A 24,316-nucleotide genomic window follows, 5' to 3' on the forward strand; every position below is an offset into this window, starting at 1 on the left:
TTCGCTGTTTCGTGTTTCAGACGCTGGCATCCAAGGCCGCAAGGATCGCGTCGCCCATTTCAGTGGTTGATACGGGCTGAACGCCCTCATCTGCAAGCAGGTCGCCGGTGCGTACACCATCGGCCAGTACTTTCTCGATCGCGGCCTCCAGACGATCCGCTTCTTCGCCCTGATCAAAGCTGTAGCGCAGGGCCATAGCAAAGCTGAGGATACAGGCGATCGGGTTGGCTTTGCCCTGACCGGCGATATCCGGGGCCGAGCCATGGACGGGTTCATACATTGCCTTGGGCCGACCATTAGCCATCGGCGCGCCCAGAGAGGCCGAAGGCAACATGCCCAGCGACCCGGTCAGCATCGCGGCGCAGTCGGACAGGATGTCACCGAACAGGTTGTCGGTCAGGATCACATCAAACTGTTTCGGTGCGCGCACAAGCTGCATCGCGCCGTTGTCAGCGTACATATGGCTCAGCTCAACTTCGGGGTAGTCCGCTGCGACGCGGGTGACGACTTCGCGCCACAGGATGCCCGATTCCATGACGTTGGCTTTTTCCATCGAGCACAGCTTTTTGTTGCGGCGCATTGCCAGTTCAAAAGCCGAGCGCGCGGCGCGTTCGATCTCGGATTCGGTGTAACGCTGGGTGTTGATGCCGACGCGTTCGTTGCCTTCCTCGAAGATGCCGCGCGGCTCACCGAAATAGACGCCCGACGTCAGTTCGCGCACGATCATGATATCCAGACCGGCAACGATGTCTTTCTTCAGCGAAGAGAAATCGGCAAGCGCGTCAAAACACTGCGCGGGGCGCAGGTTCGAATACAGGTCCATTTCCTTACGCAGGCGCAGCAGGCCACGTTCGGGTTTCAGGCTGAAATCCAGATCGTCGTATTTCGGACCGCCGACGGCGCCCAGCAGAACCGCGTCAACCTCTTGCGCCTTTGCCATGGTCTCATCGGACAGAGGCTTGCCGTGGGCGTCATAGGCGGCACCACCCACCAGGTCCTCGCTCACGTCAAATTGAAGACCACGATTGGCACCGAACCAATCGATGATTCTGCGCACTTCGGCCATAACTTCTGGGCCAATTCCGTCTCCGGGCAGGATGAGGAGCGAGGGGTTGGGCATGAAGGGTCTCCTTGCGTTTTGTTGCACAGGCCCTAGCGTCTGCGCAGCATCGGGTCAATGAGACAGACCTGTCAAAACACAAGGAAAACACATGCTGACACCCGGAAATCTGGTTCCTGCGCTGAAAATTGAAACTGTCGCCCATGGCAGTTTCGACCTCGAGACCAACAAGGGCGAAAACGGAACGCTGGTGATTCAATATCGCGGATTGCATTGCCCGATCTGCATCAGGCAGATGACCGAGGCCGAGGCGGCGCTGGACGATTTCGCGGCGCTGGGTGTCGAGGTTATCATGATCACCACCGATACCGCCGAACGTGCCGCTGAAACCGCAGCAAAAGCCAATGTTTCCCGCCTGCGTGTAGGCCACAGCCTGCCCCTGTCTGAGGCACGGGAGGGTTGGGGGCTGAACATCTCGACCAAGCGCGAAGGCAGTGCCGAACCAGACCTGTTCGCAGAGCCCGGACATTTCTACATCGCACCTGACCGGACGCTGTACTATGCTTGGCGACAGACCACGCCTTTCGGTCGCCCGTCGATGTCGGATATCGCGGGTGGTCTGAAGTTCACGTTGGGCAATAACTACCCGGCGCGCGGAACGTATACGGGCCCTCTTTGATCCTCAGAGGCTGGCCTTGAGCCCTTCTGCCAGCAAATCCCAGACCCTGCGGATACGTGGGGTCTGGCGCATGGCCTGCGGCGCAGCCAACCACACGGGCAGAACCGGGATTTCAACATCCAGCGGCAAGATTTCGACATCCGGGTCGGCTTCGGCCATCTGGACCTGACTGAAGCCAATGCCGCATCCCGCGCGGATCAGTTCCCAATAGGCGCTTTGCAGATCGCAGCGGGTCGCAAAACTGTTGCGGCTTGCGGGCCATCCTTTTTCGCGCATGGCCTTGATGATTTCCTGATTGGCGTCAAACCCCACAAGGTCGTGGGAAAAAAGTTCCTCGGGTGTCTTGGGGCGTCCCTTACGGTCGAGATAGGACCTGGCCGCGCAAAAGCATAACGGCACCTCGCCCAGATAACGCGAAATGATATCCATCTGCGCGGGGCGATACATGCGAACGGCAATATCTGCCTCGCGGTATAACAGGTTTTCCGTGGTATCGGTGGCGACCAGCTCAAGTTGAATGGCGGGTTCCTGCCTTCGGATATTCGCCAGAATCGGAGGCAGCAGATGATGCGACGCGAAGACCGAAGCGGTGATGCGGACCGAGCCTTCAAGCTGCTGCGACTGCCCTGCGGCGGCAAGGCTGAAGGCAGTCATGGCGCTGTGCATTTGCTGCGCCATCGGCAAGAGCTGGGAACCTGCCACGCTTAGTTTCAGGCCGCGCGCGTGGCGGTCGAACAAGGATACGCCCAGTTCGGTCTCAAGGCTTTGTACTTGCCGCCCCAATGTGGGTTGGCTGCGATCAAGGTGCCGAGCAGCGGCAGACAGGGATCCTGTTTCGGCCACGGCCAGAAAGCTTTGGATCAGAGACCAATCCGCATGCGTCAGTGCTTTATCCATTCATAATTGAATACACATTCTACATTTCCCGGCAATTCCATACGTGCATTGAATGGATAGATTGGTCCGAAACAGGAGGTATCAATGACACAAACTGCTCTGATACTCGGCGCGTCGGGCCGGTTTGGGCGTAATGCTGCAAAGGCGTTTCGGAATGCGGGTTGGACCGTGCAGACATTCCGTCGCGGGTCCGATTCTCTTTCCCAGGCGGCAAAAGGGGTGGATGTCATCGTAAATGGGTGGAACCCGCTCTATCCTGATTGGTCGCGTGAAATGCCCGACCTTACCAGACGTGTGATAGATGCCGCGTCCGAGACCGGAGCCACCGTACTGGTTCCAGGCAACGTCTATGTGTTTGGAGCGGACACGCAAGGCCCATGGTCCGGGAGTACACCGCACTTGGCCACCAATCCGCTTGGCCGCATCCGGATCGAGATGGAGGAGACGTATCGCGCCTCAACCGTCCGTACGATCCTTCTGCGTGCGGGTGATTTCATTGACACCGAGGCATCTGGAAACTGGTTCGATCAGGTCATGATCAAGCATCTGTCGCGCAATCAATTCGTGTATCCCGGAGATCCAGAAGCTTTGCACGCCTGGGCCTATCTGCCTGATTTGGCCCAAGCTGCCGTCGCGCTGTGTGAAATTCGAAAGGATCTGCCGCGGTTCTGCGATGTTCCTTTTGCTGGCTACACTCTGACCGGAACTCAGATCGCGCAGTCTTTGACGAGAGTGACCGGACGCGACATATCCGTGAAGCCGATGCAATGGTGGCCATTGCAGCTGGCGCGACCATTCTGGCGCATGTCTTCACACCTGATTGAAATGCGGTATCTGTGGCAGGTGCCACACCAGTTGGACGGATCGTACCTGACCGAGTTACTGGGTTCTGAGCATCAGACCGATCTGGATGATGCATTGCGTTCTGCAATCTCACCTAACCTGGTGACTTTGTCCTATGCGACCCCAGAGTCGATCATGCCTTAAGGCAGGGTGACGTCAACCCAGACCAATCGGTGCCTGCTGGCACGTAGGGCAGATTCGTAAAGCTTGTTGCCTTTTTCCGGCCACGTCACACCGGCATCCGAAATGCGCAGGTCGGCGGACGGCAACACATAATCCACGCGCATTTCACCCGTGGCCTTCCAAGCGACCGTTGAGGTCGAGCCTGAAGGGTCTTTCGGCAGCGGGTCTTGCAAACGGGGATGGGTCAGAAGGGACTGAATGGCCTGTTTACGGCCCTCTCCACGCGTTGGATCAAGGTTGGCATCGCCGGCGATCACAAAGGCACCTTCGGGGACTGGCTCCAGTTCACCGTTCAATATTACGGACCAGAGCCGGATCTCATCCTGATTGCGCAACCCGTTTCGATCCTCGGGCCCATCGAAAACGGGCGGCGCCGCATGAAAGGTCATGAGATTGAGCCGCCCATACGGGGTTTCGATCGGTACAACCCAATGTGCAGTCGAAGACAAGCGTTGTATCTGATGTGCCGCGTCAGACGGGAAGGGTTGCCCGTTTACGCCAGGCAGGGTGGCGCCCGGTAAACTGCGCCACAACAGCGCAGAATAATCCTGAACCTCAGCTGTGATAATTTCGTATCGTGATAACACCGCCAGCCCACCTTGACCTGTGAACTGGCCCCAGCCTTGGGCGTCGCCGGGGCCTTGGGCCTTGCTATCGCCGTCCAGGTCAAGCGAGGTTTCCAGCCCGGCATTGGGTTGTGTGGCAAGGTAATATCCGTAATCAAGCCCCGCGTTGCGCAGTTTCCCGGTCAGGGCTGTTACAGCGGTATTGTTCAGGTCCCAGTCGATACCCTGAAGGGCGATGATGTCAGGGCGCGCGGCTAAGATAACGTGGACAACGGCCAGAACTTGCGCGTCATCGCGTTGAATGTCGCGAACCAGTAGGCCGGGACCTTTTCTGCTGAGCTCGGTATTATAGGTGGCGATACGCACGACTTCTGCCTGTGCCGCAAAGGGCAGCCATAGCAGACACAAGATGCGGATCATGCGGTCTGTGTTGACTCGCTGGTCGAATAGGCGCGGCGTTTTTCCATGATCAAGCCCGCGATCCTGAGGGTCGCCATGCCGCGCATGATCATGCTGGCGGGCAGGAAGGCCCATGCGCTCATGGTCCAGATCAAGGTCTGTGGGTTCCCGAGAGAGATCGGGGCGATCACACTGCTCATCAACTTGATTATCGCCGGAATGAGGAATGGCAGCAGAATGCCGATACAGATGTTCAGGCGGCCATCCCGTTGAAGGCGCGTAACGACATCGCCCCCTTTGGTCGGGTCAAACAGCGGCAGGTTTGTCCAAACATTGAAGGCGCCATTTCCGGTTGGCCATCCCCGAACCCTGACCGCATAGGCAAAGCTGACAATCGTGACCAATGCCGCGACATAAGCCACGCTGGCCGTGATGCGGACCAGTTCAATCAAGGCGTGGCTGGCATCCGGGGGCAACATCAACACGATGAGGCGCACCGGAGAATAGGGGAAGTCCACCACATTTGCGACAGCCAAACCAACCGAATAAGAGAATGTGGTCAACTGCGTTGGTTCAAAGGCGTTTTTGCAGATCAGCGTCAGAAAGGTGACCATCGACATCAGGCCGACAAACCGAAGGCGATTGACCGGGGGCGCGTCGCGGAATTCGATGAAGCTGGGAAAGGCGGAATTGTATTCGGCAAAGGTCAGGATAAACGCGAGGATCGCGAGAAAGACCAGTATCTCGGTCCCGTTCGTAGATGAGACAGGCAGGTACAACGCAGGTGTCAGCACCATAAGTGCAACAAGTATACCGCGTATCGCCGCCCCTGTTGTGCGCGCAATCACTATCCGAACCCTTTTTCAAACCGGATCAGCCGATCTTTGTCGACTTGTTTCCAACTTGTGCCCGTCGCTTCGTCTGACGTTGACGGATGCCTCTTTAGCGCCAACATGAACGATAAGCGGCATTTTGCTCAAGCCGAGGTGCAGAAAACACGGGATTTCGGGCAAAAAGATGGCGCAACTGGTGCGGTATTGCATCATTTTCGACGCAAATCCGACGTGTATCTCAAATTGATACCCACATGTTGTGGTTTGCGAAAAATCAACCCCAAGAATGCGAGCGGGGCCGCCTTGGCGACCCCGTCAGGTTGAGTATCCACAGATTCGTCCCCAGAATCACACCCAGGGACGGGCCTGACTGGCGTGATCCTCGAACTTGTCGATGTGATGATCTTTTTCCATCGTTAGCCCGATATCATCCAGACCATTCAGCAGGCAGTGCTTGCGGTGAGGATCGATTTCGAAATCGATCACGACGCCGTCCGATGTGGTGATCTGCTGGTCTTCCAGATGTACGGTCATGCGGGCGTTTTCGCCTTTATGCGCATCATCCATAAGGATCGCGTGGTGTTCTGCCTCGACAACGATCGGCAGAATGCCGTTCTTGAAACAGTTGTTGAAGAAGATGTCGGCAAAACTGGTCGAGATCACGACCTTGATGCCGAAATCCTTGATCGCCCAGGGCGCATGTTCGCGTGAGGACCCACAGCCGAAGTTGTCGCCTGCAACCAGAATCTCGGCCTCGCGATAGGCAGGCTTGTTCAGGATGAATTCTTCATTCTCCTGACCGTCATCGTGATAGCGCATCTCGTCGAACAGAACGACGCCCAGGCCGGACCGTTTGATTGTTTTCAGGTGTACTTTCGGGATGATCATATCGGTGTCGATATTGATCAGCGGCATTGGGGCGGCCACCCCGTGGACTTTTTCAAACTTATCCATGTTCACACTCCTGCGGGAGAGGGCCGCGCCCAGACCCCGCGTTAAGCTTGTTTCGTTTCTTTTGGTGCGTCCTTGACGAAGAACGCCATGAAGACAAGGCCGAGCCCGTTAAAGATCATCTCGATCCCCAGCAGGATGCCCAGCAATTGCAGCAGCACCGAAGGATCCATCGCGGCAAAGCGCCAGATCAGGATCGCCAGAACAATCGACATGATGCCCGAGACCAGCGTCGCCCAGAAATACTGTGTTCCGCGCATCTGGAACGACAGGATCACGCGGGCAATGCCGCCAGCCATGAACAGGATCAGGCAGACGGTTGCCAGTGTCAGCGTTCCTTGCAGTGGGTGATCCAGAAAGGACCAGCCCAGAAACAGCATCACGACACCCATGATAAGTGACAGTATCTTGTTGCCGGTCCCTTCAACTGTGAAGCCGCCAACAACCTGCAATGCGCCCGAAATCAACAGCAATACACCTGTGACCACCGTCACGGTAATTGATGCCACGACCGGTGCGCCCAGCACAAAGATGCCGAACACGATGGACAGAAGTCCAAGCAATAGCCATTTTGTCCAGTCACTCATGTCTTCAATCCCTCAAATATCCAGTTATGAGGGTAGCTTACATCATTTCACGAACGTCTGTCAGCCGTCCTGTGATTGCCGCTGCGGCGGCCATTGCCGGGCTTAGCAGGTGGGTACGCCCGCCCCGGCCCTGACGGCCTTCAAAGTTGCGGTTCGAAGTCGCGGCGCAGCGTTCACCCGGTTGCAACTGGTCGGGATTCATCGCCAGACACATCGAACAGCCTGCCAGACGCCATTCGAAACCGGCTTCTTTGAAGATATTCGCCAGACCTTCTTCTTCGGCCTGTGCGCGGACCAGACCCGAGCCCGGAACGACCATGGCGCGTATGCCATCCTTGATCTTTTTGCCTTTCAGAATCTCGGCGGCGGCCCGCAGGTCTTCGATCCGGCCGTTGGTGCACGAACCGATAAAGACGGTGTCGATCTCAACTTCGCTCAGCTTCTGGCCGGCTTTCAGCCCCATGTATTCGATGGAGCGGCGGGCCGCGTCGACTTTGCCACCTTCGAAATCTTCGGGGTTCGGGACGGTTGCGGTGATCGGCAGAACGTCCTCGGGGCTGGTGCCCCAGGTCACGACCGGCGCGATGTCTTCGCCGCGCAGGGTGATGACCTTGTCGAAATGCGCGCCTTCATCAGTAAAGAGCGTTTTCCACCATGTCAGAGCCGCTTCCCACTGCGCGCCTTTCGGCGCGTGCGGGCGGCCTTTGACATATTCGAACGTTGTTTCATCCGGCGCGATCAGACCGGCACGAGCCCCGCCTTCAATCGCCATGTTGCAGACGGTCATGCGACCTTCCATTGACAGATCACGGATTGCTTCGCCGCAATACTCGATGACATAGCCGGTACCGCCAGCGGTGCCGGTCTCACCGATCACAGCCAGAGTAATGTCCTTGGCGGTCACGCCCGGTTGCAACTTGCCGGTGATTTCCACCTTCATGTTCTTGGACTTCTTCTGGATCAGCGTTTGCGTGGCCAGAACATGCTCAACCTCAGACGTGCCGATACCGTGAGCCAGCGCGCCGAATGCACCGTGAGTCGCTGTGTGGCTGTCGCCGCAGACAACGGTCATACCCGGCAGGGTCCAGCCCTGTTCCGGGCCAACGATGTGGACAATGCCCTGGCGCACGTCATTCACCGGGTAGTAGTGAATGCCGAAATCCTTGGCGTTCTTGTCCAGTGCCTCGACCTGAATGCGTGATTCCGGGTTTTCGATCCCGTTCACGCGGTCCGGTGTGGTCGGCACGTTGTGGTCCGGTACAGCGATGGTCTTTTCCGGCGCGCGCACTTTACGGCCTGCCATGCGCAGCCCTTCAAAAGCCTGCGGGCTGGTAACTTCGTGCACCAGATGGCGGTCGATATAAAGCAGGCAGGTTCCATCATCGGCTTCGTGCGCGACATGGGCATCCCAAATCTTGTCATAGAGTGTCTTGGGGGACATCGGTCCTCTCCCGTATGTAATGAGAAATAGCTGGCGAGTTAGCTCAGGCGACGGATAGGCGCGCCAGAACCGTGCGGGCAGCGCCAAAGAACCGTTCACGCAAGCGCGCGCGATCTTCCAGATTCTGAAGTTGGGCCACATTGAGTCTCATGCGGTTCAGATATACCGCGCCCTTCCGGCAATCAAGGTTCAAAACCAGTGTCAGGCTTGCATCGCCCCGCATTGCTGTCCAAGCTGACCCCGCAGGAGACGTGCATGAACCAAGACCTGATCCCCAGTACGCTGACGGACCTCTACAACAACATGGTTGCGGCTTTTTCCGCGCAATTCGAGAGGCTGCTTGATCTGATCGTCACGCCGGGCTGGCGACAATATCAATTGCTCATCATCCTGTTGCTGTGGGCGCTGGCTTTGCTGCTGAAATTCCTGACTCAGTCTAGATGGGATGCCTGGGCTCGTTCACGCACGGGATGGCCGAAATGGCGGCTGCGGGTTCTGGTGCAGCTGATGCGGCGGTTGGCGCTGGTCTACTTCATTCTGCTTTCGTGGGCATTGTATCTGACCATGCAGCAGCTCACCTGGCCATCGCGCAGCTATATTATCGGGGTGATAGCTACGTTGGCGGCGGCGTGGCTGGCGATAGCACTGGTCGCGAGACTGGTCCAAAACCGCACGCTTCGCCGGATTTTCAAGTGGGCAATGTGGATCTACGCAACGCTTGTCGCGCTGAATCTGACGGATGATGTCGCGGGTTTTCTTGACGGTGTCGCGATTTCCATTGGGGACCTGCATATTTCGGCCCTTGGGATTCTCAAGGCAACTTTGCTGATCGGCATCCTGCTGACACTGGCCCGTATCGGCACGCGCGCAGCCGAACGCGCATTGCAAAGCAATGACGACATAACTCCGTCCATGCAGGTGCTGCTGTCGAAAGGCATACAGGTTTTGCTTTACGGGGCAGTCTTTATGGCTTCGATCCGAACGTTGGGGTTCGATCTGACCGGCATCGCGCTTTTGTCTGGGGCAATCGGCGTGGGTATCGGGTTCGGTTTGCAAAAAGTGGTGTCGAACCTGATATCGGGGATCATCATCCTGATGGACCGCTCGATCAAGCCGGGCGATGTGATCTCGTTGGGGGATACGTTCGGTTGGATCAATGCACTTGGCGCGCGATATGTGTCGGTCGTAACACGGGACGGGCGCGAGTACCTGATACCAAACGAAGATCTGATTACCAACCAGGTGGTGAACTGGTCGCATTCCGACCGGTTCGTGAGATTGGATCTGGATTTTGGTACCAGCTATGACGACGATCCGCATAAAGTGCGCGCAACCGCAATCAGGGCGGTAAAGGCGGTTGCCCGGGTCCTGAGCGGCGGCAAACATGAACCTGTTTGCCACATCACCGGGTTTGGTGACAGCAGCGTGGACTATGTGCTGAGGTTCTGGATCAGCGACCCGACAAAGGGGCTGACCAATATCCGGGGCAATGTCTATCTGGCGCTTTGGGACGCATTCAAGGAAGATGGTATCTCGATCCCCTTCCCACAGCGCGAAATCCGGTTGCTGCCGGACGGCGCAACTGCGCAACAGATCATCACAGAGTAAGCGCCTGTGTGCGCCCTGCAGCGTGCATTCATTGAAATGTTGCATTCCCCTTGCTACCTTATTAGTACCCCGGCGCCGGGGTTTCGCGGCGCGCAGCAAAGGAGGACTATGTCCTGTCTCTACATACACAGGCGGGTTTGCCCGCCGATGATGGGGTCAACATAATGGCCCACTCTCAGTCAATCAGCGACAAGCTGCTTGAACGAATCCTTTCCTCACTTTCCGATGACAAGGCCGAAGACGTCGTGCAGATCAACCTGCAGGGCAAGTCATCGGTTGCGGATCACATGGTGATTGCCTCGGGTCGGTCGACCCGTCAGGTGTCGGCCATGGCGGAAAAGCTGACGGATCGCATCAAGCAGGAATTCGGTTTCACCTCGAAGGTCGAAGGCAAGGATACCGGCGACTGGGTGCTGATCGATACGGGCGACGTCATCGTCCATATCTTCCGCCCCGAAGTGCGTGAATTCTATCAGCTGGAAAAGATGTGGCTGCCTCAGGGCGGCAGCGCCTCGGCGAACTGAGGCGCTATCCCGGCCTGCATTAACAGGCCGGAGGCGAGAGAGACATGCGTATCAGCATAGTTGCGGTCGGGCGATTGCGCGCCGGACCCGAGAAGACACTGCTTGACGATTACCTGACCCGATTTGACCGGACCGGCCGTGCGCTGGGCCTTGGGCCTGCGCAGGTGATCGAGGTTGAAGACAAGAAAAACGCAGGCATGGCAGCCGAGGCCGCGCTGCTGCGTAGGGCCCTGCCCAAAGGGGCAGTGTTGTGCACGCTGGATGAACGGGGGCGTGTCATGTCCTCGCCCGATTTCGCGAAGAAGCTGGGTGATTGGCGCGACGCGGGTCGGCAGGACCTGGCATTTGTGATCGGTGGTGCGGATGGAATTGACCCGATTCTGCGGGCCGAGGCGGATTTTTCCATTTCATTCGGGTCGATGGTCTGGCCCCATATGCTGGTCCGTGTGATGCTGGCCGAGCAACTTTACCGGGCCGCGACCATTCTGTCAGGTGGCCCCTATCACCGGGTCTGACATGGCGCAGCTACTGATTGTCTACCACTCGCGCACAGGCGGTGCCCGGCAGATGGCCGAAGCCGCGGCCGAAGCGGCGCGAGGTGAGACTGACACAAAGCTTATGCCTGCCGATCAAGCCGGGCCGGAAGATCTGTTGGCCTCCGATGGCTACATCTTTTGCGCGCCTGAAAATCTGGCGGCAATTTCGGGTCTGATGAAGGAATTCTTCGACCGCTGCTACTACCCGGTGCTGGGAAAGCTAGAAGGCCGACCCTATGCGCAGATGATTTGCGCAGGATCGGATGGTGAAAACGCCGCCCGTCAGATCGCACGGATAGCCACCGGTTGGCGATTAAAAGCTGTTCAGCCTCCGCTGATCATCTGTACTCATGCGCAAACGCCCGAGGCCATTTTGGCCGAAAAGACAATCCCGCAAGACCAACTGGATCAATGCCGCGAGACAGGAGCCGCTTTGAGTGCCGGTCTGGCCATGGGTATTTTCTGAGGGTCAATCCAGTTTGACCACTGTGGTGCCTTCCTTCCATCCATCGACGATGCACCGTGCCTGAATTTGCACCTGTGTCATGCCATCGGGAATGACCACCCCGCCCAGAGAGCGGGTAAAGGGTTGTTCGGTTTCGTGAGGATGGAGCAGGACGCGCATTCCCAACTCGTTTCCATCCATATCCAGAACACGCCAGCCATCGGCGTAATGATCCCAACCCGTATCGGGATGCCGGATCGTCACATCGAACCGCCATGTATCACCGTTTGCACTGGTGCGGACCTGTTCGATTGTTGGCGGGTCGGCAAGGGCGGGGCTCGCCAACATGGCGCAGAGAATCAAGTATCGCATCGCACCAGTGTAACCAGTGGGATAGCGCATCGGTATCACGTATCCGTGCTGGCGGCTCGGGCCATGAGTATTTCCCGGGAGTGTGAGGCGAACTCGCGCCGATACAAGACGCCAAACGTGACCGCTGTGCCCAAAATGAGCGCGACAGGTCCAAGAAACCATGCCAACGACGCCAGTGCAAAATAAGTGGCGCGCAGACCACGGTTGAAGCTGCGCGCGGCGGTGACACAGATTTCAGCCGCCTGACGGGCGCGGGGATAGGTTTGCGGGTCTTCGGGGTCATTGGGAACTGCAGCCATCAACACGGCGCAGTATCCGAAAAGGCGGTGCGCCCAGACATATTTCAGAAATGCGTTGGCCAGCAGCAATACGACGAAAAGGATTTTGATCTCCCAGACCATTGCCGGGACACTGCCGATGGCGAGGTCGATTGCGACGCCTGCCAGTCTTTCGGTATTGCCCAGCAGGGCCAGCCCGCCCCCGATGGCAATCATCGTGGTCGACGCGAAAAATGTACTGCCCTGCCGCATGGCCGCCACGACTTGCGCGTCGAACATGCGCGGTTGGCGGGTCACCATCTCGCGCATCCAGTCGCGCCGGTAATCGTCCATCATAAGAGCTACGGATTGCCTCTGCGGTGACGGATGTTCGATTTTCCACCCGATCCACAGCCACGCAACCAGCAGCAAAAGCAATGATGCGTAGTCCAGAGGGGCAAAAAGAGCGGCACGTTCGATCCAGATCATGACCGCGACAGTAAGGTCGGGCATGGGAACTTGCCAGTGCGATAAATTGGTAATATAATTTTACCAAAAGGAGGAATGCCATGGAGATGCCAAAGCCAAGCCCGGATGTTCTGAGCCGGAAATCTGCGCTTGTTGCGCGGCTGTCGCGGGTTCTGCCCGAAGATGCGATCATCCATGACCCCTCCGAAACCCGCGCTTACGAGTGTGACGCTTTGACGGCCTATAAATGCCCGCCAATGCTGGCCGTGCTGCCGTCAAGCACACAGCAGGTTTCGGATGTTCTGCGCATTTGTCATGACGAAAACGTGCCTGTGGTGCCGCGCGGTGCGGGCACTTCACTGGCCGGTGGAGCCTTGCCGACGGCGGATTGCGTCATTCTGGGCGTCGCACGGATGAATGAGGTGTTGGAAATCGACTATGACAACCGCTTCATCAAAGTACAGACGGGTCGCACCAATCTAAGCGTTACCGGTGCGGTCGAAGAAAAGGATTTCTTCTACGCCCCCGATCCGTCTTCGCAGCTGGCCTGTGCCATTGCTGGCAATATCGCGATGAACTCGGGCGGAGCGCATTGCCTCAAATATGGGGTAACAACAAACAACCTGTTGGGCGTGACCATGGTCATGATGGACGGCAGCGTTGTCGAAATCGGTGGTGCGCATCTGGATGCACCAGGTCTGGACCTGTTGGGCGTCATCTGTGGGTCCGAAGGTCAACTGGGTGTGGTGACCGAGGCCACGCTGCGTATTCTTCGCAAGCCCGAGGGCGCACGACCGGTCCTGATGGGTTTTAATGACAATGAGGTTGCGGGGCAGTGTGTCTCGGACATCATCCAATCGGGCATATTGCCGGTCGCGATCGAGTTCATGGATACATTGTGCATCAGGGCCTGCGAAAACTTTGCCCATGCCGGGTATCCCGATTGCAACGCGCTGCTGATCGTCGAAGTGGAGGGGTCTGACGCTGAAATAGATTTTCAGCTTTCGAAAATCATCGAGATAGCAAAACGCCATGACCCGGTTGAATTGCGCGAAAGCCAGTCGGCCGAGGAAAGCGCCAAGATCTGGTTGGGTCGGAAATCTGCATTCGGTGCCATGGGACAATTGAACGATTACATGTGTCTGGATGGCACGATCCCGGTGTCAGCCCTACCAACCGTTCTGCGTCGTATCGGAGAATTGAGTGGGGAGTTTGGGTTGCCGGTCGGAAATGTGTTCCACGCGGGCGACGGAAATATGCATCCGCTGATCTTGTTCGATGCCAACAAACCCGGCGATCTGGAAAAATGCGAAGCTTTTGGGGCAGAGATTCTGAAGCTGTGTGTTGACGAGGGCGGCTGTCTGACTGGGGAACATGGTGTGGGGATCGAAAAGCGGGATCTGATGTCTCATCAATATTCACCTGCCGATCTTGAGGCGCAGATGGCGGTTAAGGACGTTTTCGATCCCAAATGGCTGCTGAACGCGGCCAAAGTGTTTCCGCTCGACGTGTCGGAGCCGCGGCGTATGGCTGCAGAATAAGGGGGCGCTGCCCCCTTGCCCCCGGAGTATTTTGGAAAAGATGAAGCCAATGAGACCTGAGACTGAGGCCGATCTGGCAAAGCTGGTGGTCGGGTTAGAAAACCCTGTACGCATTGTCGGAGGCGGGACGCGTGGAATTGCCAGCCCGTATGCGGAAATCGAAACCGGAGCTTTGCGCGGTATTACGCTATACGAACCCGGGGCGCTGACCCTTGTTGCACGGGCGGGGACGCCCTTGGCCGAGATCACGGCGACGCTGGAAGCAGAGGGCCAGCACCTCGCGTTTGAGCCGATGGATCATCGCGGATTGCTGGGGACACAAGGTGAACCGACCATTGGCGGCGTCGTCGCGGCCAATATTTCGGGCCCGCGACGGATTCAGGCCGGGGCCTGCCGGGATTTTCTGCTGGGGGTACGCTATGTCGATGGGCGCGGGCAGGTGATCAAGAACGGTGGCCGCGTCATGAAGAACGTCACCGGGTACGATCTGGTCAAATTGATGGGCGGGTCCTGGGGTACTTTAGGAGTTTTGACCGAAGTTTCGCTGAAGGTGCTTCCAAAACCGGAACGGGTGGCAACATTATCTGTTGGGGTCCGGGAAGCTGGAACTGCGGTTCGGGTTCTGTCCGCTGCGCTGAGATCGCCGTTCGAAGTAACGGGGGCCGCGTATGATCCCGACGCCGGGAAAGCCCTGCTTAGGGTCGAAGGCTTCACGGACGCGGTCGCATATCGCACAGGCAAGTTGGCGGCTGAACTGTCCCGGTTTGGAGAGATTTCAGAGGAAGCGGATGCAGACACGCTGTGGGCTGGTATCCGCGATGCTCATCCGTTTCAGGGGCAGGACGGGGATGTCTGGCGGCTTTCAGTAAAACCCGGAGATGCGGCCGAAGTTTCAGCGCGTGCCGAAGCGGATCAGTTGCTTTTCGACTGGGGCGGTGGGCTTGTCTGGCTGCGCGTCCCGAAAGGTACGGATCTGCGCGCGCGTCTAGGTGTGTTTTCTGGCCACGCGACACTTGTACGAGCGGATGCAGAAACAGTCGCGCGACTGGGGCGTTTTCAACCGGAAAACGTGGCCGTCTCGAGCCTGACAAAGGGGTTGCGCGCTAAGTTTGACCCACGTGAATTGTTTAATCCGGGGCTGATGGGATAGGTTTATGCAGACATCATTCTCAGAACGGCAGCTGCAAGACCCGGCAACCAAGCGCTCGAACGAAATTCTGCGCAATTGCGTCCATTGCGGATTCTGCACGGCGACTTGTCCGACCTATCAGGTTCTTGGCGACGAGTTGGACAGTCCGCGCGGGCGCATCTATCTGATCAAGGATATGCTCGAAAACGAGCGGCAGCCCGATGAAAAGACGGTCAAACATATCGATCGGTGCCTGTCCTGTCTGGCTTGCATGACCACTTGCCCATCAGGTGTGCACTATATGCATCTGGTCGATCACGCGCGGGAATATATCGAGGCGAATTACAAACGCCCTTTGGCGGATCGTATTTTGCGTTGGGTTCTGGCACAGATCCTGCCCTATCCGATGCGCTTTCGCTGGGCGCTGATCGGGGCGAAACTGGGTCGCCCGTTCCGGTTTTTGATGCCAGATGCCCGTTTGCGTGCCATGCTGGACATGGCGCCCAAGAACATTCCGCCGGTCAGCCGTAACGATGACCCTCAAAGCTTTGCGCCCGAAGGCGAGCGGAAAATGCGGGTGGCGCTGATGACGGGCTGCGCACAGAAAGCGCTGAATACTGACATTAATGACGCCACGATCCGTCTGCTGACCCGGCTGGGATGTGAGGTTGTGGTGGCTGAGGGTGCAGGATGTTGTGGAGCGCTGACCCATCACATGGGCAAGGTGAAAGACAGCCACGCAGCCGCAATCGCCAATATCAGGGCCTGGATTCGCGAGATGGACGGCGGCGGATTGGACGCCATCGTGATCAATACCTCAGGCTGTGGGACGACGGTCAAGGATTACGGGCATATGTTCCGGAACGACGCGCTCTCGGTCGATGCTGCGCGGGTCTCGGGTATCGCGATGGATATCAGTGAGCTGGTTATGAAGCTGAGTCTACCCGAACGGCGTGATCAGGACCTTACAGTTGCGTATCACGCAGCCTGTTCGCTGCAGCATGGGCAGAAGATCAAGACCTATCCCAAAGACCTTCTGAAACGTGCCGGGTTCAAAGTGGTCGAGCCTGCCGACAGCCATTTGTGCTGCGGTAGCGCAGGGACTTACAACCTGATGCAGCCGGAAATCTCGGGTCAGTTGAAGCAGCGTAAAATCAGGACACTTGAGGTCAAGAAACCTGATATCATCGCAGCAGGCAATATCGGTTGCATGATGCAAATCGGGTCCGGCACCCAAGTGCCAGTCGTTCATACGGTCGAGTTGCTGGATTGGGCAACAGGGGGGCCGAAACCACCCGCGTTGCAACGGGCAGGAGATTCTGTTCCTATTTTGCGATAAGCCACTCTGATGCCGCCCCGCATCATTTCCTCAGGAAATTCACCTAGACTCCGATCGTCCTATTTTTGCCCAACGTGACACGTAGGACAAAAGCCTCAGAGTGAGTCCCCGGAGACCCGAGTGCGCAACTGGATTAAGGCGATTGTTCTTTGTGCTTTGCCGATGACGGCTACAGCACAGGACACCAGGCTGGAAAGCCTGGAGACCTCGGATTCCGGGCGCGAATGGATGGCTGTCGGGCGTCTGGATATTGCCGGAAAAGGGTTCTGCACCGGAACGCTTGTGTCGCCAACCCTTGTGCTGACAGCGGCGCACTGCCTGTTCGACAAGGTGTCCGGGCAGCGGGTGAACCCGTCCGATATCGAATTTCTGGCCGGGTGGCGGCTGGGGCGTGCTTTGGCTTATCGAACGGCAAGACAAGCTGTAATTCACCCGGATTATCAATTCAGTGCCGAGTCGTCGACGGACCGTGTCGGCGCGGATGTCGCCCTGATCGAGCTTTGGCAGCCGATCCGCAACACATCGGTCATTCCGTTTGAATCAGGAGATCAGCCGCGCCGGGGTGCGGAAGTAGGCGTGGTGTCATATGCACATGACCGGTCAGAAGCGCCTTCGTTGCAACAGGTTTGTTCGGTCATGAACCGGCAGGCAGGCGTTATGATCATGTCTTGCGACGTCGACTTCGGGTCTTCAGGAGCACCGGTTTTTTCTTTTACAGGCGCGCGCCCTCAGATCGTGTCGGTTGTGGCGGCAAAGGCCAGCATGGATGGCCAGAGCGTTGCGATCGGAACTGCGGTTGAACATTCGCTGCAATTGCTGCGAGACGAGCTGTCTGCCGGGCACGGATTTGGATTGTCGACCTCCGGTTCGGGGACGGGCAAGAACGTCGGTGCAAGGTTTATCCGGCCATGACCAAGGTCTTTCTAAGTCTGCTTTTGGGCCTGAGTGTTCTGGCGACCGCATCCCATGCGCAAGCCAACAAACGCAAGCTGACAGACCGGGACGACCTTTACGGTTGGGAAGCAATCGGGCGGCTGGATGTGCGCGAAGAGTCCTATTGCACAGGTACTCTGATCGCGCAGGACATGGTGCTGACCGCTGCCCATTGTGCTGTCGACCGCCGTACCGGGGAAACATACGCGCCCGAAGACATCACGTTTCGTGCGGGTCTGAGCAACGGCAGCGCGTTGGCCGAGCGTCAGATTACGCAAATTGCCGTTCTGCCCGGCTACGCTTCAAATAACCCGCTTTCGCACGAAGGCGTTCGGATGGATGTCGCCCTGATGCGGCTGAATGAGCCCATCCCGTATTCGATTGCCGATCCTTTCGTGTTGCACAGCGGGCGAGTTTCGGGAAACGAGATCAGCATAGCCTCGTATGGGCGCGGACGATCCGAGGCGATCACGCGGGAAAGGTCGTGCCGCGTATTGGATCGCAGGCAGGGCCTGATCACTTTTGATTGCGACGTCACCTTCGGGTCTTCCGGATCCGCCATTCTGGCAAAAAACGGCTCGCGCTGGCAGGTTTTGTCCGTGGTTTCAGCGGTAGGCACGAACGGTCGCAGAAAGGTGGGGTTCGGCATGGAGCTTGACGAGATAGTGGCCGAACTCAAGTCTATCATGCGGCGCGATGCGCCAAAACCAACGGCTACGATCCGCCGGTTACAGGCTGGGTCCGGCACGTCCGGGTCTGGTGCGAAATTCATCAGCTCCGGCGGGGGTTGAACTCGGTCAAATCGCTTCCCATGTCACTGATATCGGATCGCCACAACGGGGTCCGTCATTAACATTGGTCCGTCCAGCCGGAGGGCCAGATCGTGAATCGCTCAAGACTGAGGATATGACACATGCGTACATTTGATTTTGCACCGCTGCACCGCGCCACCATTGGCTTTGACCAGATCGCCGACATGATGGATCGCGTTCTGACCAATGATGTGGCACAGCCAAGCTATCCGCCCTACAACATCGAAAAAACCGATGTCGACACGTACCGTATCTCGGTGGCCGTCGCTGGTTTTTCGGAAAGCGACCTGTCCGTTGAAGTGAAAGAAAACTCGCTGGTTGTTGCCGGTAAGAAGGCATCCGAGGACAAGAGCCGCAGCTATCTGCATCGCGGCATCGCAACCCGCGCGTTCGAGCGTCGCTTTGCTCTGGCCGATCATGTCCGTGTCACCGGCGCAAGCCATGAAAACGGAATGCTGAACATCGACCTGAAGCGAGAAGTGCCCGAGGCCCTGAAACCGCGCCGGATCGAAATTACCTCGGCTAAAGCCATCGAAAAAGACGTGGTTGACGCCAAGGCCGTGAACTGAGGCTTTGAAAGCCTGGCGGCAGTCTCCTCCTCCCGGACTGCCGCAACACCCGCGCCCCGCGTTCCTCCAGACGCGGGGCGTTGTTTTTTGATGTCAGCGCCTATGCTCATCAATGCGTCGGCCCGGTAAACTCGGCTACACTCATCGCGAACCTGTGCTAGAACTTGCAGATGTCGACGACATCCACGCAGACCAGACCGGCTATTCCGCAACCGCTTGCGGTTGTTGGCGTTCTTTTTGCTTCAATCTGTTTCGGGCTTGTTCCCTATTTCAGCAGGGGGCTGACTGAGCAGGGCGTTGCACCTTTCGCGGTCGCATTCTATCGCTACATCGTTCCAGCGGTTTTGTTACTGCCAGTGCTCATCGTACACCGAAAAGCCTGGCGCGAGATTTGTTGGGGTCTTGCGGTCGGAGTGGTGATGGGGCTTGGCTGGATTGGATATGTCACAGCCTTAAAGACACTGCCCGCATCGACGGTGGGCGTGCTCTATATGACATATCCGGTTTTCACGTTGATCATTGCGTGGGCTTTGTTCGCAGATACTCCCACAAGGCGCGCGTTTCTTGCGTCTGGCCTCATCATTCTGGCTGCCATCATAGCAGGCTCGCCAGCATCCGTTCCGTTCGAGCACATTCCTACGCTTTTAATCTCGCTGGCTGCGCCATTTGGTTTTGGCTTCGGGATTTCTGTTTTGGTCCACAGGTTGTCCCGAATTGCGCCACTTGCACGTATCGCCTCGGTGTCGCTGGGATCGGTTCTTGGGCTTTTGCCTTTGATGCTGAGTGCAGACGTTTCCACGCTGCTTCCTGACGGTCAGTCCGATTGGGTTCTGATCATTGGAATTGGATTGGTCACGGCGCTTGTGCCGCAGCTTGTCTACACGATCTGTTCGCCGCTGATCGGCGCTTCTCAAACTGCAGTTGTCGGAAGCATTGAATTGCCCACGATGTTTGCAGTCGGGTTCTTTGCGTTTGGAGAAGCAATCACTACTGCGCAAGCCATAGCCTGTGCTTTGGTTTTAGGAGCGATTGCAATCACCAGAAGTCGGGTGACGCGCACCGTAACGACCGTGATAGCCAAAGAGGAGAAGACGTAAGTTTGGGATCGGATCGGGCCTATAGAAAAGTCCCCACGAAGCTTGCCCGCAGGGAATTCATGCTTGGTGAAATAAGGTCATTGCCCAGCCGTCACCGGCCCGTTTGACCGGAACAACGCTTCGCCTGTGGGCAGAATGGCCACCGCCCCAAGGCGATGGCCGCCAGATCAGACCGACATGCAGACGTATTTCATCTCAAGATAGTCTTCCATGCCGTGGTGGCTGCCTTCGCGACCCAGACCGGATTGCTTGACGCCGCCGAACGGGCCCAACTCGGTCGAGATGATGCCGGTGTTCACGCCGACAATGCCATATTCCAGCGCTTCGGCCACTTTGTAGACGCGGCTCAGATCTTTTGCATAGAAATACGAGGCCAGGCCAAAGATTGTGTCATTCGCCATTGCGATCACGTCATCTTCATCCTCGAACTTGAACAGCGGGGCCAGCGGGCCAAAGGTTTCGTCCTGCGCCACCATCATGTCCTGAGTCACTCCGGTCACGATGGTCGGCTGAAAGAACGTACCGCCCAGATCGTGAGGCAAGCCGCCGGTCAGAACGGCGCCGCCCTTGTCCGTAACATCCTTGATATGCTCTTCCACCTTGGCGACCGCATCGGCATTGATCAGCGGACCGGTTGTGGTGCCCTCGGCCAGACCGTCGCCGATTTTCAGGGCTTCGACCGCCGCTTTCAGTTTGGCAGCGAACGCGTCGTAAACACCGGCCTGTACATAGATGCGGTTGGCACAGACACAGGTCTGGCCGTTATTGCGGAATTTGCACAGCATCGCGCCTTCGACCGCAGCATCCAGATCCGCGTCATCAAACACGATAAAGGGTGCATTGCCGCCCAGTTCCATCGAACATTTCATGACCTGATCAGCAGCTTGCCGCAGCAGGATGCGCCCCACCTCGGTCGAGCCGGTAAAGGTCAGCTTGCGTACACCGGGGTTTTCGCAAAACTCCTTGCCGATCTCGCTGGCCTGGGAAGAAGGCACTACGTTGAACACACCAGCTGGCACGCCGGCTTGTTCCGCTAGAAGCGCCAGAACCAGCGCGGACAGTGGCGTTTCTGCCGCCGGGCGGGCAACAAAAGCACACCCCGCCGCCAGCGCAGGTCCTGCCTTGCGAGTGATCATGGCGTTGGGAAAGTTCCAGGGTGTGATCGAAGCCGCCACACCAATGGGCTGTTTCAGTACCATGATCCGTTTGTCGCGCTGATGCCCGGGGATGGTCTCGCCATACACCCGCTTGGCCTCTTCCCCGAAAAATTCGATGAAGGAGGCACCATAGCCGATTTCTCCGATGGCCTCAGCCAGTGGTTTGCCCTGCTCCGCGGTCAGGATCTTGCCCAAATCTTCGGCGTTCTCCATCATCAGGTCGAACCAGCGCCGCAGGATCACCGCTCGTTCCTTGCCGGTCAACTTGGCCCATTCCTTTTGCGCGGCTTCGGCCTGTGCAATTGCTCCGGCGACTTGCGCTCGGCTGACATCGGCCACTTTGGCCACCACATCGCCCCGGGCCGGGTTGGTCACGTCGAAAGTTCCGTTGTCACCGTCCACCCACTGACCACCGATATAGGCTTTGGTTACAAGCAAGTCAGGATTCTTCAGAATTGATTTCAGATCGGTCGTTGCGTCCAGCATGTCATTCTCCGCGCAGAAGTTGAGTTGCCGCACCCAATCAGGTGTTGAGGGCTTTGTCTATGTCCACCGATGCGGGTCGATCAGCCCAGATTTGATCAAATTATTTTCAGACCCAATCGTTGCAGCATAGTCGCAGCGTTGAGTTCTACGTCAGGTTGCGATCACGTGGCTTTCCTTTCCACCCCAAGTTTGCCAGAGTTTGCGTGATTTTTGGACTCAAGGGGATGTAAATGACCGTAACATTCCCTATCTTATTGGGTAATTAAAGAAAAAAAGGACAGCAGAGATGTCGAACCAGCAATTCGAAGCGCTTATCAAAGAAACGCAAACGAAAGTGCGCGAAAGCCAGTCGCAGATTGAGGGGCTGACATCGCGGATCGAAGCGGCGCGGGCCAAGATTGGAACGGCCGAGGCCGATATCGACATCGAAAATGCCACGCTTGAGGATGTTCACGCCCACACTGAGGTGATGAACGCCAACATCGCCGAGCTGATCATGGGTCTGGACGATGTTACCAACGCGTTTTCCAAGGATTTCGACGAGATGCGCTCGAAAACCGGGTGGGAGTCGTTTGTCGGCATCTTTTCCAAGGGAAAATCCGAGTCGCTCCGGCAAGAGCGGATGCGAACGGCCAATATCGACGACAAATTGCAGGACCTGATCGCCAAATCCGATGTGATCGTGAAGCTGTTGCAAGGGCAGCTGACTGTGCTGGAAGAGCAACGCGTAAAGGTCGAGGATAACCTGACAGGCACGCTGGACGATCGCGAGGCAACCGTGGCCGAACTGGAAGCACTGCGGGCCGAGATCCAGGGCATGGACCCGGCGATTATCACGCTGGAAAACAAGATCAGTGTCGAACAGGACGCCGCCGCGCGCACCCAGCTGGAAACTCAGCTGGCCGAGCTGAACAAGCAATACAACGCCAAGGTTCAGGAAGAGCAGGTCAAGTTGGCCAAGTCTCAGACGCTGGAGCGTTATATCGAAAAGGGTAAGACCTGGGTCGATTCACTGCAGAACCAGGCGGCGACGCAGATGGTGCTGATCAACAAGCTGCAGACAGACACCCAGCAACGTGTGGTCCTGTATGACGCCCTGACCAAATCGCTGAAAACCGCGCAGCAGCAGGACGTGGCCCACCGCATCAACGAGATCGGCGTGCAGACCGACCAAGAGGCGCAAACCGCCATGGCCGCCATCGGCACCGCAACCAACCAGAAGATGGCCGACATGCTAGAGGCGCATGAAGACCACATGGTCTTTGCCCGCGACGTGCTGGAGAAAAAGGCCAAGGCGGATGAACGCTTTGCCCGCCGGTTTGCCTCGATTGTCGAGAAGCATGACAAGAATTTGTATGGCGGATGAGGTGGTTCAACCTCTAATCTCGGAAGTTCTTCTTTTGCCTTGGCGGTTTCAGCAATGCCGCACAAACGGGTGTAATAAATCTGCCAATGAGTAACCCCACCAAAGACCATGTTGGCCTGACCGACACTTTCGCCTCGCGCCGGTATTTCCGCAAATTCGAGGTGATCACCGTCCACCTGTTGCGCGTGGCGGCGACGATGGAGGCCGAGGGCGCGATTAGCAAGCAAGAGGTGCGGATCGTGTCGCGCTACCTCTCGGGGCTGCTCTACACCTTTCGCGCGCTTAGCATGAAATACCTGCTGGTTGGGCGCGATACGGGGCGGTTCTTTGGCAGCCTCGCCATGGACAAGCGCGACAGCGGGTTTCCGGTGGCTGCCGAGTTGCTGACCATGGCCAATGACGCGCAACAGGCGCAGGTGCATTTGGCGAATATGCCCTCGGAAGATGACCTGAAAACCGACATGGTCCGCACGATCATTGGCGACCGGGAAATTCCAACCAAGCTGCAATTTGCGCTGTCGCAAAGGCTTTATTACGAAGAGTTGCTTAAGGGTCAGTTGTTCTGGGCCCGCAACGATCCCGAATGTCACTGGATCGGGAATGAGGGCGAGCGGCGCAAGTTCTTGATCCACTGGGCGGTCTACGACAGTCAGGTCAACCTGCCCGTCATCTATCTGATGCAGCTGGAGGACACAGGCAAAACCGCCCTGCCCAAGGACCAACGCCGCTGGCCCGAGGTGCAGGCACATCTGATGGCGCAATCGCTGGGCGGTCTGAAATTGGTGACCATCGCCAAGGGCTTTGATCAAGATTTCGATGACCTGCATCCCAAACACCTTCGTCGAATCCATGTGGGGCCGATGTATTCCTCGGCCTATACCGAACAATCCGGCCCTTTGCGGCAGGTGTTGGAGGATGCGCAATCTCCGCAAGGGCAGGATTGGGCGCTGGCCTGGACAACCGAAGAGCTGCACAGCGAAGAGGTCATCGAGGAGCGCGCGGGCTGGTTTTCAACTGTCGAGCGCGAGGTCTTTGCGCTGGATCCTTTCGGCGGGCAGGGGGCCGAAACCGGCGCCACCCGCACCCAACGGTCGATCATCCTGCCACAGCGCCCGTTTCAGGTGCTGGCCGAACGTAACCCGCCGGGGTTTGCAGATGTGCGCAAGTTCGTCGTCAGCAATGCCGGGCAGGTATTGAGGTACTAATTTTCGCCTTCGGCGAGAGTATTTTTGAAAAGA

27 protein-coding genes are annotated in these 24,316 nt (G+C 57.4%); 16 read left to right on the forward strand and 11 right to left on the reverse strand.

What is annotated here, in order from left to right; all coding sequences use genetic code 11:
* Positions 1 to 16: 16 nt before the first annotated feature.
* The gene (gene leuB, locus ACR0M9_RS14680; RefSeq protein WP_209507247.1) at positions 17 to 1,120 is read right to left on the reverse strand and encodes a 3-isopropylmalate dehydrogenase; all 1,104 of its coding nucleotides are present in this window, start codon (positions 1,118 to 1,120) and stop codon (positions 17 to 19) included.
* Positions 1,121 to 1,211: 91 nt separating this feature from the next.
* Here leuB and ACR0M9_RS14685 point away from each other — a divergent pair, with 91 nt between their 5' ends.
* A complete protein-coding gene (locus ACR0M9_RS14685; protein ID WP_480773956.1) occupies positions 1,212 to 1,739 on the forward strand; it encodes a redoxin domain-containing protein in 528 nt (175 codons plus the stop codon).
* Positions 1,740 to 1,742: 3 nt separating this feature from the next.
* Here ACR0M9_RS14685 and ACR0M9_RS14690 read toward each other — a convergent pair whose 3' ends face one another.
* The gene (locus ACR0M9_RS14690) at positions 1,743 to 2,636 is read right to left on the reverse strand and encodes a LysR family transcriptional regulator (RefSeq protein ID WP_209599231.1); all 894 of its coding nucleotides are present in this window, start codon (positions 2,634 to 2,636) and stop codon (positions 1,743 to 1,745) included.
* A gap of 84 nt (positions 2,637 to 2,720) precedes the next feature.
* On the opposite strand from ACR0M9_RS14690, the gene ACR0M9_RS14695 reads away from it, so the two are divergent.
* Positions 2,721 to 3,623, forward strand: a complete 903-nt coding sequence (locus ACR0M9_RS14695) for a Rossmann-fold NAD(P)-binding domain-containing protein (RefSeq protein ID WP_480773957.1) — start codon at positions 2,721 to 2,723, stop codon at positions 3,621 to 3,623.
* On the opposite strand, the gene ACR0M9_RS14700 is transcribed toward ACR0M9_RS14695, so the two are convergent.
* Together ACR0M9_RS14700 and ACR0M9_RS14705 are read right to left on the reverse strand one after the other, a co-directional pair.
* Positions 3,620 to 4,648 (reverse strand): endonuclease/exonuclease/phosphatase family protein, encoded by a 1,029-nt coding sequence (locus ACR0M9_RS14700; protein WP_480773958.1) that lies wholly within the window; start codon positions 4,646 to 4,648, stop codon positions 3,620 to 3,622. The two genes, ACR0M9_RS14695 and ACR0M9_RS14700, sit on opposite strands and share 4 nt — an antisense overlap.
* Complete coding sequence (locus ACR0M9_RS14705) at positions 4,645 to 5,475, reverse strand: hypothetical protein (protein ID WP_480474695.1); 831 nt, start codon at positions 5,473 to 5,475, stop codon at positions 4,645 to 4,647. The genes ACR0M9_RS14700 and ACR0M9_RS14705 overlap by 4 nt, the downstream gene beginning before the upstream one ends.
* A gap of 105 nt (positions 5,476 to 5,580) precedes the next feature.
* Between ACR0M9_RS14705 and ACR0M9_RS14710 the strand changes: the two genes are divergently transcribed.
* Positions 5,581 to 5,784, forward strand: a complete 204-nt coding sequence (locus tag ACR0M9_RS14710; RefSeq protein ID WP_209599681.1) for a hypothetical protein — start codon at positions 5,581 to 5,583, stop codon at positions 5,782 to 5,784.
* 24 nt (positions 5,785 to 5,808) lie between these two features.
* Here the strand turns inward: ACR0M9_RS14710 and leuD are convergent, their stop codons facing one another.
* The 4 genes from leuD to ACR0M9_RS14730 are packed head-to-tail and all read right to left on the reverse strand — an operon-like array spanning position 5,809 to position 8,578.
* The gene (leuD, locus tag ACR0M9_RS14715; protein WP_480773959.1) at positions 5,809 to 6,414 is read right to left on the reverse strand and encodes a 3-isopropylmalate dehydratase small subunit; all 606 of its coding nucleotides are present in this window, start codon (positions 6,412 to 6,414) and stop codon (positions 5,809 to 5,811) included.
* 41 nt (positions 6,415 to 6,455) lie between these two features.
* Positions 6,456 to 6,998: an HdeD family acid-resistance protein gene (locus ACR0M9_RS14720; RefSeq protein ID WP_209507240.1), complete on the reverse strand. Its 543-nt coding sequence runs from the start codon at positions 6,996 to 6,998 to the stop codon at positions 6,456 to 6,458.
* Positions 6,999 to 7,035: 37 nt separating this feature from the next.
* Positions 7,036 to 8,439: a 3-isopropylmalate dehydratase large subunit gene (leuC, locus tag ACR0M9_RS14725; RefSeq protein ID WP_480773960.1), complete on the reverse strand. Its 1,404-nt coding sequence runs from the start codon at positions 8,437 to 8,439 to the stop codon at positions 7,036 to 7,038.
* A 43-nt stretch (positions 8,440 to 8,482) separates the two neighbouring features.
* On the reverse strand, positions 8,483 to 8,578 hold the full coding sequence (locus ACR0M9_RS14730) for an isopropylmalate isomerase (RefSeq protein WP_245220657.1): 96 nt from the start codon (positions 8,576 to 8,578) through the stop codon (positions 8,483 to 8,485).
* 116 nt (positions 8,579 to 8,694) lie between these two features.
* Between ACR0M9_RS14730 and ACR0M9_RS14735 the strand changes: the two genes are divergently transcribed.
* The 4 genes from ACR0M9_RS14735 (at position 8,695) to ACR0M9_RS14750 (ending at position 11,573) form a co-directional block, all read left to right on the forward strand.
* On the forward strand, positions 8,695 to 10,047 hold the full coding sequence (locus ACR0M9_RS14735) for a mechanosensitive ion channel family protein (RefSeq protein WP_480773961.1): 1,353 nt from the start codon (positions 8,695 to 8,697) through the stop codon (positions 10,045 to 10,047).
* 164 nt (positions 10,048 to 10,211) lie between these two features.
* Complete coding sequence (gene rsfS / locus ACR0M9_RS14740; RefSeq protein ID WP_209599225.1) at positions 10,212 to 10,571, forward strand: ribosome silencing factor; 360 nt, start codon at positions 10,212 to 10,214, stop codon at positions 10,569 to 10,571.
* A 44-nt stretch (positions 10,572 to 10,615) separates the two neighbouring features.
* Positions 10,616 to 11,086, forward strand: a complete 471-nt coding sequence (gene rlmH / locus ACR0M9_RS14745; RefSeq protein WP_480773962.1) for a 23S rRNA (pseudouridine(1915)-N(3))-methyltransferase RlmH — start codon at positions 10,616 to 10,618, stop codon at positions 11,084 to 11,086.
* Position 11,087: 1 nt separating this feature from the next.
* Positions 11,088 to 11,573, forward strand: coding sequence for a flavodoxin family protein (locus ACR0M9_RS14750; protein WP_480773963.1), 486 nt, complete (start codon positions 11,088 to 11,090; stop codon positions 11,571 to 11,573).
* Positions 11,574 to 11,576: 3 nt separating this feature from the next.
* Here the strand turns inward: ACR0M9_RS14750 and ACR0M9_RS14755 are convergent, their stop codons facing one another.
* Both ACR0M9_RS14755 and ACR0M9_RS14760 read right to left on the reverse strand, forming a co-directional pair.
* Positions 11,577 to 11,924: a hypothetical protein gene (locus ACR0M9_RS14755; protein ID WP_480774007.1), complete on the reverse strand. Its 348-nt coding sequence runs from the start codon at positions 11,922 to 11,924 to the stop codon at positions 11,577 to 11,579.
* A 35-nt stretch (positions 11,925 to 11,959) separates the two neighbouring features.
* Positions 11,960 to 12,670, reverse strand: coding sequence for a DUF599 domain-containing protein (locus ACR0M9_RS14760; protein WP_480774008.1), 711 nt, complete (start codon positions 12,668 to 12,670; stop codon positions 11,960 to 11,962).
* An 80-nt stretch (positions 12,671 to 12,750) separates the two neighbouring features.
* Between ACR0M9_RS14760 and ACR0M9_RS14765 the strand changes: the two genes are divergently transcribed.
* The 7 genes from ACR0M9_RS14765 to ACR0M9_RS14795 all read left to right on the forward strand — a co-directional run bounded on the left by ACR0M9_RS14765 (position 12,751) and on the right by ACR0M9_RS14795 (position 20,069).
* Entirely contained in the window at positions 12,751 to 14,190 is a 1,440-nt protein-coding gene (locus ACR0M9_RS14765; protein ID WP_480773964.1) for an FAD-linked oxidase C-terminal domain-containing protein, read from the forward strand.
* A 49-nt stretch (positions 14,191 to 14,239) separates the two neighbouring features.
* The gene (locus ACR0M9_RS14770; protein ID WP_480773965.1) at positions 14,240 to 15,340 is read left to right on the forward strand and encodes an FAD-binding protein; all 1,101 of its coding nucleotides are present in this window, start codon (positions 14,240 to 14,242) and stop codon (positions 15,338 to 15,340) included.
* 4 nt (positions 15,341 to 15,344) lie between these two features.
* Positions 15,345 to 16,658 (forward strand): glycolate oxidase subunit GlcF, encoded by a 1,314-nt coding sequence (glcF, locus tag ACR0M9_RS14775; RefSeq protein ID WP_480773966.1) that lies wholly within the window; start codon positions 15,345 to 15,347, stop codon positions 16,656 to 16,658.
* Positions 16,659 to 16,778: 120 nt separating this feature from the next.
* A complete protein-coding gene (locus ACR0M9_RS14780; RefSeq protein WP_480773967.1) occupies positions 16,779 to 17,570 on the forward strand; it encodes a trypsin-like serine peptidase in 792 nt (263 codons plus the stop codon).
* A complete protein-coding gene (locus ACR0M9_RS14785) occupies positions 17,567 to 18,382 on the forward strand; it encodes a trypsin-like serine peptidase (RefSeq protein ID WP_480483896.1) in 816 nt (271 codons plus the stop codon). The genes ACR0M9_RS14780 and ACR0M9_RS14785 overlap by 4 nt, the downstream gene beginning before the upstream one ends.
* Before the next feature lie 122 nt (positions 18,383 to 18,504).
* Positions 18,505 to 18,972 (forward strand): Hsp20 family protein, encoded by a 468-nt coding sequence (locus ACR0M9_RS14790; RefSeq protein ID WP_209599221.1) that lies wholly within the window; start codon positions 18,505 to 18,507, stop codon positions 18,970 to 18,972.
* A 170-nt stretch (positions 18,973 to 19,142) separates the two neighbouring features.
* Positions 19,143 to 20,069: a DMT family transporter gene (locus tag ACR0M9_RS14795; protein ID WP_209507228.1), complete on the forward strand. Its 927-nt coding sequence runs from the start codon at positions 19,143 to 19,145 to the stop codon at positions 20,067 to 20,069.
* A 167-nt stretch (positions 20,070 to 20,236) separates the two neighbouring features.
* Here the strand turns inward: ACR0M9_RS14795 and ACR0M9_RS14800 are convergent, their stop codons facing one another.
* On the reverse strand, positions 20,237 to 21,712 hold the full coding sequence (locus tag ACR0M9_RS14800) for an NAD-dependent succinate-semialdehyde dehydrogenase (protein ID WP_480587288.1): 1,476 nt from the start codon (positions 21,710 to 21,712) through the stop codon (positions 20,237 to 20,239).
* Positions 21,713 to 21,998: 286 nt separating this feature from the next.
* On the opposite strand from ACR0M9_RS14800, the gene ACR0M9_RS14805 reads away from it, so the two are divergent.
* Positions 21,999 to 23,078 (forward strand): coiled-coil domain-containing protein, encoded by a 1,080-nt coding sequence (locus ACR0M9_RS14805; protein WP_267365200.1) that lies wholly within the window; start codon positions 21,999 to 22,001, stop codon positions 23,076 to 23,078.
* Between the two features lie 86 nt (positions 23,079 to 23,164).
* Positions 23,165 to 24,283, forward strand: coding sequence for a hypothetical protein (locus ACR0M9_RS14810; protein WP_480773968.1), 1,119 nt, complete (start codon positions 23,165 to 23,167; stop codon positions 24,281 to 24,283).
* Positions 24,284 to 24,316: the final 33 nt, after the last annotated feature.

The organism is Ruegeria sp. CH2 (genome assembly GCF_056537065.1).

Excerpts from the sequence above, each read along its gene's own strand:
- leuB (WP_209507247.1), bottom strand. The coding sequence starts at position 1,120 with ATGCCCAACCCCTCGCTCCTCATCCTGCCCGGAGACGGAATTGGCCCA.
- ACR0M9_RS14685 (WP_480773956.1), top strand. The coding sequence starts at position 1,212 with ATGCTGACACCCGGAAATCTGGTTCCTGCGCTGAAAATTGAAACTGTC.
- ACR0M9_RS14690 (WP_209599231.1), bottom strand. The coding sequence starts at position 2,636 with ATGGATAAAGCACTGACGCATGCGGATTGGTCTCTGATCCAAAGCTTT.
- ACR0M9_RS14695 (WP_480773957.1), top strand. The coding sequence starts at position 2,721 with ATGACACAAACTGCTCTGATACTCGGCGCGTCGGGCCGGTTTGGGCGT.
- ACR0M9_RS14700 (WP_480773958.1), bottom strand. The coding sequence starts at position 4,648 with ATGATCCGCATCTTGTGTCTGCTATGGCTGCCCTTTGCGGCACAGGCA.
- ACR0M9_RS14710 (WP_209599681.1), top strand. The coding sequence starts at position 5,581 with ATGAACGATAAGCGGCATTTTGCTCAAGCCGAGGTGCAGAAAACACGG.
- leuD (WP_480773959.1), bottom strand. The coding sequence starts at position 6,414 with ATGGATAAGTTTGAAAAAGTCCACGGGGTGGCCGCCCCAATGCCGCTG.
- ACR0M9_RS14720 (WP_209507240.1), bottom strand. The coding sequence starts at position 6,998 with ATGAGTGACTGGACAAAATGGCTATTGCTTGGACTTCTGTCCATCGTG.
- leuC (WP_480773960.1), bottom strand. The coding sequence starts at position 8,439 with ATGTCCCCCAAGACACTCTATGACAAGATTTGGGATGCCCATGTCGCG.
- ACR0M9_RS14735 (WP_480773961.1), top strand. The coding sequence starts at position 8,695 with ATGAACCAAGACCTGATCCCCAGTACGCTGACGGACCTCTACAACAAC.
- rsfS (WP_209599225.1), top strand. The coding sequence starts at position 10,212 with ATGGCCCACTCTCAGTCAATCAGCGACAAGCTGCTTGAACGAATCCTT.
- rlmH (WP_480773962.1), top strand. The coding sequence starts at position 10,616 with ATGCGTATCAGCATAGTTGCGGTCGGGCGATTGCGCGCCGGACCCGAG.
- ACR0M9_RS14750 (WP_480773963.1), top strand. The coding sequence starts at position 11,088 with ATGGCGCAGCTACTGATTGTCTACCACTCGCGCACAGGCGGTGCCCGG.
- ACR0M9_RS14755 (WP_480774007.1), bottom strand. The coding sequence starts at position 11,924 with ATGCGATACTTGATTCTCTGCGCCATGTTGGCGAGCCCCGCCCTTGCC.
- ACR0M9_RS14760 (WP_480774008.1), bottom strand. The coding sequence starts at position 12,670 with ATGATCTGGATCGAACGTGCCGCTCTTTTTGCCCCTCTGGACTACGCA.
- ACR0M9_RS14765 (WP_480773964.1), top strand. The coding sequence starts at position 12,751 with ATGGAGATGCCAAAGCCAAGCCCGGATGTTCTGAGCCGGAAATCTGCG.
- ACR0M9_RS14770 (WP_480773965.1), top strand. The coding sequence starts at position 14,240 with ATGAGACCTGAGACTGAGGCCGATCTGGCAAAGCTGGTGGTCGGGTTA.
- glcF (WP_480773966.1), top strand. The coding sequence starts at position 15,345 with ATGCAGACATCATTCTCAGAACGGCAGCTGCAAGACCCGGCAACCAAG.
- ACR0M9_RS14785 (WP_480483896.1), top strand. The coding sequence starts at position 17,567 with ATGACCAAGGTCTTTCTAAGTCTGCTTTTGGGCCTGAGTGTTCTGGCG.
- ACR0M9_RS14790 (WP_209599221.1), top strand. The coding sequence starts at position 18,505 with ATGCGTACATTTGATTTTGCACCGCTGCACCGCGCCACCATTGGCTTT.
- ACR0M9_RS14795 (WP_209507228.1), top strand. The coding sequence starts at position 19,143 with ATGTCGACGACATCCACGCAGACCAGACCGGCTATTCCGCAACCGCTT.
- ACR0M9_RS14800 (WP_480587288.1), bottom strand. The coding sequence starts at position 21,712 with ATGCTGGACGCAACGACCGATCTGAAATCAATTCTGAAGAATCCTGAC.
- ACR0M9_RS14805 (WP_267365200.1), top strand. The coding sequence starts at position 21,999 with ATGTCGAACCAGCAATTCGAAGCGCTTATCAAAGAAACGCAAACGAAA.
- ACR0M9_RS14810 (WP_480773968.1), top strand. The coding sequence starts at position 23,165 with ATGAGTAACCCCACCAAAGACCATGTTGGCCTGACCGACACTTTCGCC.